Raw genomic sequence first — 10,236 nt, 5'->3', positions numbered from 1 at the left:
CCCTCCACGACGCCGGCCACGAGCTCTTCGTCGAGGCCGAGCAGACAGGCGACGACGCCCAGCGCCGCGACGTTGCGGTACCGGCCGGTTGCTATCTCCTTGTACGGCACCGCCAGCACGCCGTCGCCGCCCGCGCCGAACGCCTCGTCGGCGACTATTATCCCCCGCGGCGCCAATTCGCCCCGGTGCAGCTCCACCGTCTCCTCGTTCAGCGCCACCAGTACGTCCACCGCCTCGCCCGGGGCGACGACCTCGCCCGCGCTCGCACGGACGGCGAAGGTGTTGTGGCCGCCGCGTATCCGCGACTGGTAGCCCTGCGTCACGACGACGCGATAGCCGGCGCGCACGAGGCTCTTGGTCAGAATCGACCCCACGGTCGCCAGGCCCTGCCCGGCCTCGCCGCCGACGAGTACGTTCAATTCTCTCTCGGCCATACCGAATACCCCCGGGCGAACTTACGTCAGCTCGCGGACGGCCGCCAACGCGGCCTCGTAATTCGGCTCCTCGCCCAGCTCCGGCACGAGCTCGACGTAGCGCACGACGCCGTCGCGGCCTACGACGAAGACGGCGCGGGCCAGCAGGCGCACCTCTTTGATAAGCACACCGTACGCCAGGCCGAACGACGCGTCGCGGTGGTCCGACAACGTAACGACGCGGTCCACCCCCGCGGCCCCGCACCAGCGCTTCTGCGCGAAGGGGAGGTCCATACTCACGGTGAGGATGACGACGTCCTCGCCCAGCGACGCGGCCTCGACGTTGAAGCGGCGCGTCTCGGTCGAGCACACCTCCGTATCCAGCGACGGCACGGCGGCGACGACGCACACCTTCCCGCGGTAGGACGAGAAGTTGACCGGCTGCAGGTCGTTGTCGACGACGACGAAGTCCGGCGCCTCGTCGCCCACCTTGACCTCGTCGCCGACGAGCGTCACCGCGTTGCCGCCCATCGTTACCAGCCCCGTTCTCTCGGCCATGGCGTTCTCCTTTCGCGGCTAAATATAATCAAATCGAAAAAAGATTTCCAGGGTAAATTTAAACGCTAAGGCGCCGGGTCACCTTCGACGCCGAGCGAGGCCAGCATCTCGAGCCCGGCGTTCGCCGCGCACATACGGCGTTTACGATTCGTCGGCGGGATAACGGTTAAGGAACGCGATGTCTTCGAACGGCAGCCGCTCGGGCCGTTCCGTCTCGGCCGCGGCCTGGTCCTCCGACAGCACCGGGCTAATGGTATCGGCGTGCCGGCCCACGTTCACCAGCGTCACGACGTCCATTTCCTCCGGTATGCCCAGGACCTCCCTCGTCTTGCGGGGGCTGTAGCCGGCGATGGGGTGGGCGACCAGGCCCAGCTCCGTGGCGCGTAATATCATGAACGCCGTCGCCATGCCGACGTCGAAGAGGTAGTACTCCCGCTCCCGTATCACGCAATCGTATTCCCGCTTGCTCAGGACGACGATTATCATGGAGGCGTCGAAGGTCCACTCGTTGCCCCGGGACATTACCTCACGCATACGCTCCAGCACGGCGGCGTCGTATACGAAGATGAAGCGCCACGGTTGGTTGTTGAAGCACGAGGCCGAAAGGGCGGCGCACTCCGCCAAATCCCGAATGAGCTCTTCCGTGATTTCGACCGGCGCCAGCGAGCGGTACGCCCGCCGCGTTTTTATCGCTTCTTTGACGTCCATAACGAACCTCCGTCGGCCTACGTATCCGAATCCCCGTCCGACGTACCGGCCGTTCGTTAAATCAAAAAGCCGCGGCGGCCGCGCGTTTTTAGACGCGCGTCGCCCCGGCCGTCGGTTCTCTTATCTTCCCCCGTCAAATCGGGTAACCCCCGCGGTTACTACCAATTTTCACATAACAGCTCGTAGTGGGCCCGGGGATGGTCGCACGCCGGGCAGGGGTCGGGCGCCTCCGCGCCTTCGTACAGGTACCCGCAGTTCCGGCAGCGCCATACCACCGGCTTATCCTTCTTGAAAACGGTCCCGGCCTTGACGTTGGCGAGCAGGCCCCGGTAACGCTTCTCGTGTTGCTTCTCGGCGACCGCTACGGCCTCGAAGATGTCCGCGATTTCGTCAAAACCCTCCTCGCGCGCCACCTTCGCGAAGGAGGGGTACATATCGGACCACTCGTAGTTCTCGCCCGCGGCCGCGGCGTCCAAATTCGCCGCGGTTCCGCCGATTACGCCCGCCGGGTACGCCGCCTGGATCTCGACCTCGCCGCCCTCCAACAGTTTGAAGAGGCGCTTGGCGTGTTCCTTCTCCTGGTTGGCGGTCTCCTCGAAGACGGCGGCTACCTGCTCGAAGCCGTCCTTGCGGGCCCGGCCGGCGAAATACGTATAGCGGTTACGCGCCTGCGATTCCCCCGCGAAAGCCGTAAGTAAATTCTTTTCGGTCCGAGTCCCCTTCAATCCAGCCACGTCTAACCTCCTGCCTCCAATACGCCGTTTTATAGCCGTATTACTCAGTTCTCGCAGAGACGCCGTACCCGGCGGAGCCGTCCCGCCGCCCGAAAGGCCGCTACTGCCGGCAATTCGGACACAGGCCGAAGAACCCGAGGCGGTAACCCTGCACGTCGTAGTCGGATGCTCGTCGCACTTCGTCCAGGAAGCCGTCCACCGCCTGCAACGACACGTCCTTGACGCGGCCGCACCGCTCGCATAAGATATGGTAATGCTCGGCGAGCTCGCCGTCGTACCGCCTGGGCGCGCCGACCTCCCACAGGCGCCGAATCAAGCCGTGTTCGGCCATCGTCTCGAGGTTGCGGTACACGGTGGCCATGCTGATGTCGGGGAGGCGCCGGCGCACCGCCAGGTACAACTCGTCCGCGGACGGGTGGGTTTTGACTTTCTGAATTTCCTCGAGGATAACCCGTCGCTGGACCGTCATCTTCAATTTAACGGGTTTTTCCAATCCTTGCTCCTATATGTTAATGATAACTATTACTAATATCTAATACATTCAGCGCATTCCGTCAAGATATTTTTTCGATTATAAGGGCAACCCTACGGATAAAAAACCCCGGCCTCGTCGGCCAGGTCTTGACCCCGCCGGCGGCGTTACTCCGGAACCGGGGCGCCACCCGAGGCCTGGGCCGCCTCGCGCGCCTTTTCCGCGGCCTGGCGGGCCTCCTCTTTCTTGGCCTTCCGGGCGTCCTCTTCGGCTTTGCGCCGGTCGTAGTATAGCTTGGTTTTATTAACCAGCTCGACGAGGGCCATGGGGGCGCCGTCGCCGTGGCGGGTATCGGTCTTGACGATTCGAACGAAGCCGCCCCCGTCGCCCTCGGCGATGGGCGCGATCTCGTGGAAGAGCTTCCAAAGCAGGTTGCGGTCGCGCACGAAGGGCGCCACCAGCCGGCGAGCGTGGACGGTATCGTCGCGGGCGCGCGCGATGATTCGGTCGGCCAGGCCCTTGACGGCCTTGGCTTTGGCCCCGGTCGTATTAATTTGTTCGTAATGAAACAGCGACCGAACGAGGTTGGACATCATCGCGCGCCGGTGCGACGGCGTCCGGGAGAATTTCCTCTTATATTTACGGTGGCGCATGGCTAGTCTTCTTCGATGCCGGAAATGTCCATCCCCAACGACAAACCCATGCCGGTCAAGACTTCTTTAATCTCGTTCAGCGATTTGCGGCCGAAGTTGCGGTACTTGAGCATTTCGGCGTCACTCTTGACGACCAGGTCGCGAATCGTTTTAACGTCGCCCATTTCCAAACAGTTTACGGCCCGCACCGAAAGCTCGAGCTCGTTAACGTTGCGCGAAAGGAGTTCTTTCAGGCGGGCGCGTTCTTCGTCCTCGCGCCCTTTCTCCGGAAGCCGCTTGGTCTCAAAGTCGACGAATAATTCGATGTGGGACTGCAAAACCCGCGCCGCGGCGTCGAGGGCCTGGTTGGCGGTCATGCTGCCGTCGGTCCTAACCTCGACCACTAAGCGGTCGTAGTCCGTACGTTGGCCCACGCGCGTTTCCTCGACGGCGTACTTGACTTTACGCACCGGGGTATAGACGGCGTCGATGGGTATAACCCCTAGAGGCCGGTCCTCGTTGCGCAGGCGCTCTACCGGTGTGTAACCGCGGCCCCGGCTAACCTCCATTTCCATCTTAAGGCGGCCTCCCTCGGCCAACGTCGCTATCTTCTTGTCGGGGTTGATTATTTTGACGTCGGGGTCGGCGATAATGTCGTGGCCCGTCACTTCGCCCTCCCCCTCGACGTCGAGGTAGATGGTCTTCGGCCGGTCGGCGTCGAGGCGCAGCACCAAGCCCCGGAGGTTCATTATAATCTCGGTAGTATCCTCGTAAACGTTCGGGATCGTCGAGTGTTCGTGTAAGACGCCGTCGATCTTGACGGCCGTAATGGCCGTACCCTCGATGGCCGAAAGCAGGACGCGCCGGACGGCGTTTCCCAACGTAAGGCCGAAACCTTGCTCGAGGGGCTCGACGACGTACTTACCCCAAGAACCCTTCGCCCCCTCGGGTTCGAACTTGACGCCACACGGCATTTTGAAAGCGTCAGCCTTCATGGGCCAACCCCACTCCTTTGCTCGTTACGACCGTTGAAAAGCGGCGTTATACACGGGAATAGAACTCGACGACCAGGTGCTCGTCGACCGGGACCGGGATCTGCTCGCGCGTCGGCAGCGAGACCACGCGCCCTTCGGCCTTCTTCGGGTCGAATTCCAGCCATTCCGGCAATAGCTTCCCGCTGTTGTATTCCAAGCCGTATTTGACGGGCTCGAGTTGCAATCCCTTCCCGGCGGCGCCGATGACGTCACCCACCTTGACCTGGTACGAGGGGATGTTCACCCGCCGGCCGTTGACGGTGAAGAAGCCGTGCCGCACCAGCTGCCGCGCGGTTCCGCGGGCGGTAACGAACCCCAGCCGGTACGCGACGTTGTCGAGGCGCATCTCCAACAGCCGTAAGAGGTTCTCGCCGGTCACGCCTTTGCGCCGGGCCGCCGCGCGGAAATATTTCCGAAACTGGCTCTCCAGAAGGCCGTACGTCCGGCGGAGCTTTTGCTTCTCGCGGAGCCGCACGCCGTAGTCGGATATGCGGAACCGGCGCCTTAGGCCATGCTGCCCGGGGGGATAGTTGCGCGGGTTGACCGGCTTGTCCACCGGGCACTTACCGCGCGCAAAGCAACGTTCGCCTTTGAGGAAGAGCTTCGCCCCTTCGCGACGGCAGATTCGGCAACTCGGGCCACGATACTTAGCCATATTCTACAAAACCTCGCAAGGCGGCGTCATACCCGACGCCGCTTCCTGGGCCGGCAACCGTTGTGCGGGACCTTGGTGCGGTCGCGGACGCCGGTTACGCGGAGGCTGGAGGCCTGGATAGCCCGCACCGCCGACTCGCGCCCCGAACCCGGCCCCACCACCTGCACCTCAACCTCCCTCATCCCCATGGCCACGGCCTTCTTCGCGGCCTGGTCGGCGGAGATCTGGGCCGCGAACGGCGTAGACTTACGGGACCCCTTAAAGCCGACCAACCCGCCCGACGTGGAGGCGACGACGTTACCGTCCTTGTCGGCGATCGTTATAAGGGTGTTATTGAAGGAGGACTTGATGTAGACGATGCCTTCCGAGACCGTCCGCTTGACTTTCCTCTTCGTTTTCTTTTTAACCTTGGCCAAGGCCGATCACCTCGTGCGACTGAATCCTGGTAGGGTTACTTCTTTTTCCGTTTGCGGCCGACCGTCCTGCGGGGCCCTTTGCGCATCCGGGCGTTGGTCTTAGTACGTTGGCCGCGGACGGGGAGGCCTTTTTTGTGGCGGAGGCCGCGGTAGCTGTTAATCGCGATCAACCTCTTGATGTTGGCCGCCACCTCCGCGCGGAGCGCGCCCTCGACCTTGTACCCCTCTTCAATAACGCCGCGCAGACGCGCCACCTCGGCTTCGGTCAAATCCTTGACCCTGGTATCGGGGTCAACGTTGGCCTCAACCAGGATCGCGCGCGCGGCCGTGGGGCCGATGCCGAAGATGTACGGCAGCGCGGCCTCGATGCGCTTCGCGCGGTCTAAATCAACGCCGGCTATACGTGCCATGGGTACACTTCTCCCTTTTCACGCGCTGCTTAACCCTGGCGTTGTTTGTGCCGGGGATTTTCGCAAATCACGCGAACGACGCCGCGTCTCTTAACGATCTTACACTTCTTGCATATCTTTTTTACGGAAGGTTTCACTTTCACTTTCGTCACCTCGAAGGGCGGGCGCTATTTATACCTCCACGTAATGCGGCCGCGGTTGGGGTCGTAGGGCGTGAGCTCGACCTTGACGCGGTCGCCCGGCAGTATGCGGACGAAATGCATACGCATGCGCCCGCATACGTGTGCGAGGAGGACGTGGCCGTTGTCCAGCTTCACCCGAAACATCGCGTTCGGGAGCGGCTCGACGACGGTCCCCTCTACCTGTATGGTTCGTTCCTTCACCAAAACAGCCGTCGTAGTCCTTTAAACGAACTCTTCCCAACCCCGCGTTAACACCCTCGGTTCGTCGTCGGTTATGACCACCGTGTGTTCAAAATGGGCCGAAAGGGCGCCGTCCCGGGTAACGACGGTCCACTTGTCCCGGCTCACCGCCGTCCGCCAATCGCCCGCGACGACCATGGGCTCGAGGGCCAGCGCCATCCCGGCGACCAACCTCGGCCCGCGCCCGGGCACGCCGTAATTCGGCACCTGGGGCTCCTCGTGCATCTTCGTCCCGATGCCGTGGCCCACGTACTCGCGTACGACGTCGAAGCCGTCTCCCCGGGCCGTCTCCTCGATGCCGTGCGAGACGTCGCCCAAGCGGGTGCCGACCCGGCACTGCGCCACGGCGTTGTCCAAACATCGCCGGCCGCAGGCCAACAGCTCGGGCGCCGCGTCCCCCAGAGCGACCGTAAACGCCGCATCGGCGTAGTAACCGTCCAACAGTACGCCCACGTCCACCGAGACCAGGTCCCCCTCCGCCAAAATCCTATCGGGCGAGGGTATGCCGTGGACGACCTCGGCGTTCAACGAGATGCAGGACGAAGCGGGGAAACCCATGTACCCCAGGAACGCCGCCTTCGCCCCCGCACCCTCGATGGCCTTCCGTACGGCCCGGTCCAACGCCGCGGTGGTATTTCCGGGTTCGGCGCGGCGACGGGCTTCCCTCAGCGCGTCGACCACTATCGCCCCGGCCCGGGCCATCACCTCTACTTCGCCCGCGGATTTAACGGTTATCATCGCCGCGGGCTCCGAAAGGGCCGATCGCCGCCTCCACTCGGGCCCGGACCTCTTCCCGGCTCCCCGTTCCGTCGACCTGGCGCAAGAGGCCGCGGCCGCGATAATATTCAACGACCGGTTCCGTCTCGAGCATGTAAACCTCGTACCGCTTCTTGAGCGTATCCGGCCGGTCGTCGGCCCGGGCGACGAGGTCGTCGGAGCCGCAATTCCCGCAAACCTCGGCCGCGTCGGCGTGGGTAACGGCGCCGCACTTCGCGCACACCCGTCGGCCCCGCAACCTCTCGACGGCCTTTTCCTCGCCGACCGCGACGTAAATAACCGCGTCGATGTCGACGTACGGCAAGGCCGTTATAAATTCCGCCTGCTCGAGCGTCCTGGGGTAGCCGTCGAGGATAAACGCCTTGACTTCGCGCAGCTTCTCGGCCACGACCTCGCCCAGGACCTCCTGCGGAACGAGCCTCCCGCTCTCGACGTACTCTTTGGCCTTCGCCCCCAACGGCGCCCCCCGGCTTATGGCGTCGCGCAACATATCGCCGCTCGAGAGGTGCGCGAGGCCGTACTTCGCCGCCAACTTCTCCGCTATGGTGCCTTTGCCGGCCCCCGGCGGCCCTATCAGGACAAGTCGCATGCGGGCTCTAAACCCGGCCCCGTATTCGCCCCTTCTTGACAAAGCCGTCGTAGTGGCGCATGAGGAGGTGGGACTCCACCTGGCGCATGGTATCGAGCGCCACCCCCACGACGATAAGCAGGCCGGTCCCGCCGAAGTAGAAGGGCACCTTCATAAAAGTGATAAGCACCGTCGGCAGGGTGTCGATAGCCGCCAGGAAGAAGCCTCCCACGAGCGTTATGCGCGTTATGATACGGTCTATATACTGGGCGGTGTTCTTGCCGGGCCGTATACCCGGAATAAAACCGCCGTACTTCTTCATGTTCTCCGCCATGTCCTGCGGATTGAGGACGACGGCGGTATAAAAATAGGTAAAGAATACGATCAGTACGACGTTGACGACGACGTACAACCACTGCCCCGGCACCAGCATACCCGCCACTTGCTCGACAATTCCGCCCCGGCCCCCCGCGAAGGTCAAGATGGTCTGCGGGAACATTATTATGGAGCTGGCGAATATAACCGGGATGACGCCCGCGGTGTTGACCCTGATGGGTATATGGGTAGATTGGCCGCCGTACACCTTCCGGCCCACGATGCGCTTGGCGTACTGGACGCGAATTCGCCGCTGCGCCTGCTGCATGTAAACCACGGCCATGACTACGCCGACCATTACCGCCAGGATGATAATGAGCGTAACGACGTCCATCTCGCCGTGGATCAAGTTGTTTATGGTTCGGATCGTCCCGCCGGGCATCGCGGAGACGATGCCGGCGAAGATGATGAGCGATATGCCGTTGCCCACCCCGAACTCGGTTATTTTCTCGCCGAGCCACATTATGAAGGCCGTGCCGGCGGTCAACGTCAGGATGGTCATCAACCGGAAGCCCCAGCCCGGCGACGTCACGACCGCGATGCCTTCCGGGCTCAAACCCTCCAGCCAGAAGCTGATGGCGGAGCCCTGGACGACCGAAAGCACGACGGTCCCGTAGCGCGTATACTGCGTTATCTTCTTGCGCCCCGCGTCCCCCTCTTTGGACAGTTTCTCGAGATACGGGATGACCGTGACGAGGAGCTGGAAGATGATGGAGCTCGAGATGTACGGCATTATACCGAGCGCGAACACCGTGGCCCGCGTCAGGTTGCCGCCGGAGAAGAGGTCGAACAGGCCGAAGAGCGTCCCCTTCTGCGCCTGGAAGAACGAGGTCAGCGCGTCGGCGTTAACGCCGGGCACCGGAATGTGGCGGCCTATCCGGTACACCAGTATCAGCGCCACCGTTATCAAGACCTTCCGGCGCAGCTCCGGGATCTTGAAGATGTTTCTTAAGTTGGCAAAGAACCTTTTTATTACGTCGAACAACTTATACCGCCTCGGCCTTGCCGCCGGCGCCCTCGATCTTGGCCCGCGCTTGGGGCGTAAAGTAATGGGCCCGCACGGTGATAGCGGCGTTAAGCTCGCCCCCGCCCAAAACCTTCAGATATCGAACCCGCCGGGCCTTTACGGCTTTACGTTCTTTCAGGAAATCGAGGTCTATGGTCGCGCCGTCGCCGAAGCGAGCCAGCTCGCCGACGTTCACCGATGCCGTGGCGGCCTTTTTTTCGTTGTAAACGTTTGTAAAACCCCTCTTCGGCAAGCGGCGTTGGAGGGGCATCTGGCCGCCCTCGAAGCCGGGGCGTATGCTCGCGCCGGCGCGGGACTTCTGGCCTTTGTGGCCCCGGCCGCACGTCTTGCCGCGACCGGAGGCCGGCCCGCGCCCTACGCGCTTCCGGCCTTTCCTCGAGCCGGGCCCCGGTTTGAGTTCACCCAACTTCATTCTTCCTTAACCTCGTCGGCGGCTTTCTCCGGCGGCGACTCGGCCGGCGCGTCGGCTTCGGCCTGCGCCTTTTCCTTTTCCTCGCCCTCGGCGGTTTTCTCCGGCGGCGACTCGGCCGGCGCGTCGGCTTCGGCCTGCGCCTTTTCCTTTTCCTCGCCCTCGGCGGCTTTTTCTTCCACCGGTTCCGGCGCGTCTGCCCCCGCCCGCTTTTCTCCCTTTTCCTCGCCCTCGGCGGCTTTCTCCGGCGGCGACTCGGCCGGCGCGTCGGCTTCGGCCTGCGCCTTTTCCTTTTCCTCGGCCTCGGCGGCTTTTTCTTCCACCGGTTCCGGCGCGTCTGCCCCCGCCCGCTTTTCTCCCTTTTCCTCGGCCTCGGCGGCTTTCTCCGGCGGCGACTCGGCCGGCGCGTCGGCTTCGGCCTGCGCCTTTTCCTTTTCCTCGCCCTCGGCGGCTTTCTCCGGCGGCGACTCGGCCGGCGCGTCGGCTTCGGCCTGCGCCTTTTCCTTTTCCTCGCCCTCGGCGGCTTTTTCTTCCACCGGTTCCGGCGCGTCGGCTTCGGCCTGCGCCTTTTCCTTTTCCTCGCCCTCGGCGGCTTTCTCCGGCGGCGACTCGGCCGGCGCGTCGGC

Annotated in this window: 17 protein-coding genes; all 17 read right to left on the bottom strand. The window is 63.3% G+C overall.

Annotated features, from left to right (window positions below):
* Positions 1-434 (bottom strand): 2-oxoacid:acceptor oxidoreductase family protein (locus VMX79_03775; GenBank protein HUV86211.1); only part of this gene is annotated, 434 nt, incomplete at its 3' end.
* Between the two features lie 21 nt (positions 435-455).
* Complete coding sequence (gene tpx / locus VMX79_03770) at positions 456-971, bottom strand: thiol peroxidase (GenBank protein ID HUV86210.1); 516 nt, start codon at positions 969-971, stop codon at positions 456-458.
* A 141-nt stretch (positions 972-1,112) separates the two neighbouring features.
* On the bottom strand, positions 1,113-1,679 hold the full coding sequence (locus VMX79_03765) for a nitroreductase family protein (protein ID HUV86209.1): 567 nt from the start codon (positions 1,677-1,679) through the stop codon (positions 1,113-1,115).
* 158 nt (positions 1,680-1,837) lie between these two features.
* The gene (locus VMX79_03760) at positions 1,838-2,413 is read right to left on the bottom strand and encodes a rubrerythrin family protein (GenBank protein ID HUV86208.1); all 576 of its coding nucleotides are present in this window, start codon (positions 2,411-2,413) and stop codon (positions 1,838-1,840) included.
* A gap of 100 nt (positions 2,414-2,513) precedes the next feature.
* On the bottom strand, positions 2,514-2,906 hold the full coding sequence (locus tag VMX79_03755) for a transcriptional repressor (GenBank protein ID HUV86207.1): 393 nt from the start codon (positions 2,904-2,906) through the stop codon (positions 2,514-2,516).
* A gap of 146 nt (positions 2,907-3,052) precedes the next feature.
* Positions 3,053-3,538, bottom strand: coding sequence for a 50S ribosomal protein L17 (rplQ, locus tag VMX79_03750; protein HUV86206.1), 486 nt, complete (start codon positions 3,536-3,538; stop codon positions 3,053-3,055).
* Positions 3,539-3,540: 2 nt separating this feature from the next.
* Complete coding sequence (locus tag VMX79_03745; protein HUV86205.1) at positions 3,541-4,512, bottom strand: DNA-directed RNA polymerase subunit alpha; 972 nt, start codon at positions 4,510-4,512, stop codon at positions 3,541-3,543.
* Positions 4,513-4,558: 46 nt separating this feature from the next.
* Positions 4,559-5,206, bottom strand: coding sequence for a 30S ribosomal protein S4 (rpsD, locus tag VMX79_03740; protein HUV86204.1), 648 nt, complete (start codon positions 5,204-5,206; stop codon positions 4,559-4,561).
* 26 nt (positions 5,207-5,232) lie between these two features.
* Positions 5,233-5,622, bottom strand: coding sequence for a 30S ribosomal protein S11 (gene rpsK / locus VMX79_03735; protein ID HUV86203.1), 390 nt, complete (start codon positions 5,620-5,622; stop codon positions 5,233-5,235).
* A 35-nt stretch (positions 5,623-5,657) separates the two neighbouring features.
* Positions 5,658-6,032 carry a 30S ribosomal protein S13 gene (rpsM, locus tag VMX79_03730; GenBank protein ID HUV86202.1) on the bottom strand — a complete coding sequence of 125 codons (375 nt, stop codon included), beginning with the start codon at positions 6,030-6,032 and terminating at the stop codon, positions 5,658-5,660.
* Between the two features lie 29 nt (positions 6,033-6,061).
* Positions 6,062-6,175 carry a 50S ribosomal protein L36 gene (rpmJ, locus tag VMX79_03725; GenBank protein ID HUV86201.1) on the bottom strand — a complete coding sequence of 38 codons (114 nt, stop codon included), beginning with the start codon at positions 6,173-6,175 and terminating at the stop codon, positions 6,062-6,064.
* Positions 6,176-6,199: 24 nt separating this feature from the next.
* On the bottom strand, positions 6,200-6,418 hold the full coding sequence (gene infA, locus VMX79_03720; GenBank protein ID HUV86200.1) for a translation initiation factor IF-1: 219 nt from the start codon (positions 6,416-6,418) through the stop codon (positions 6,200-6,202).
* Positions 6,419-6,436: 18 nt separating this feature from the next.
* A complete protein-coding gene (gene map, locus VMX79_03715; GenBank protein HUV86199.1) occupies positions 6,437-7,192 on the bottom strand; it encodes a type I methionyl aminopeptidase in 756 nt (251 codons plus the stop codon).
* Positions 7,179-7,820: an adenylate kinase gene (locus VMX79_03710; protein HUV86198.1), complete on the bottom strand. Its 642-nt coding sequence runs from the start codon at positions 7,818-7,820 to the stop codon at positions 7,179-7,181. The genes map and VMX79_03710 overlap by 14 nt, the downstream gene beginning before the upstream one ends.
* Before the next feature lie 7 nt (positions 7,821-7,827).
* Entirely contained in the window at positions 7,828-9,159 is a 1,332-nt protein-coding gene (gene secY, locus VMX79_03705) for a preprotein translocase subunit SecY (protein ID HUV86197.1), read from the bottom strand.
* Position 9,160: 1 nt separating this feature from the next.
* On the bottom strand, positions 9,161-9,613 hold the full coding sequence (gene rplO, locus VMX79_03700) for a 50S ribosomal protein L15 (GenBank protein ID HUV86196.1): 453 nt from the start codon (positions 9,611-9,613) through the stop codon (positions 9,161-9,163).
* A partial coding sequence (locus tag VMX79_03695; GenBank protein ID HUV86195.1) for a hypothetical protein occupies positions 9,610-10,236 on the bottom strand: 627 nt, incomplete at its 5' end. The genes rplO and VMX79_03695, both read right to left, overlap by 4 nt.

The organism is bacterium (assembly GCA_035529855.1).
In the GTDB taxonomy this organism is placed as follows: Bacteria; RBG-13-66-14; B26-G2; order WVWN01; family WVWN01; genus WVWN01.
The sequence above is the reverse complement of the archived record's forward strand: the minus strand, read 5'-3'. Positions and strand labels throughout refer to the sequence as shown.

Coding starts and splice junctions, on each gene's coding strand:
- tpx (HUV86210.1), bottom strand. CDS start 971: ATGGCCGAGAGAACGGGGCTGGTAACGATGGGCGGCAACGCGGTGACG.
- VMX79_03765 (HUV86209.1), bottom strand. CDS start 1,679: ATGGACGTCAAAGAAGCGATAAAAACGCGGCGGGCGTACCGCTCGCTG.
- rplQ (HUV86206.1), bottom strand. CDS start 3,538: ATGCGCCACCGTAAATATAAGAGGAAATTCTCCCGGACGCCGTCGCAC.
- VMX79_03745 (HUV86205.1), bottom strand. CDS start 4,512: ATGAAGGCTGACGCTTTCAAAATGCCGTGTGGCGTCAAGTTCGAACCC.
- rpsD (HUV86204.1), bottom strand. CDS start 5,206: ATGGCTAAGTATCGTGGCCCGAGTTGCCGAATCTGCCGTCGCGAAGGG.
- rpsM (HUV86202.1), bottom strand. CDS start 6,032: ATGGCACGTATAGCCGGCGTTGATTTAGACCGCGCGAAGCGCATCGAG.
- map (HUV86199.1), bottom strand. CDS start 7,192: ATGATAACCGTTAAATCCGCGGGCGAAGTAGAGGTGATGGCCCGGGCC.
- VMX79_03710 (HUV86198.1), bottom strand. CDS start 7,820: ATGCGACTTGTCCTGATAGGGCCGCCGGGGGCCGGCAAAGGCACCATA.
- rplO (HUV86196.1), bottom strand. CDS start 9,613: ATGAAGTTGGGTGAACTCAAACCGGGGCCCGGCTCGAGGAAAGGCCGG.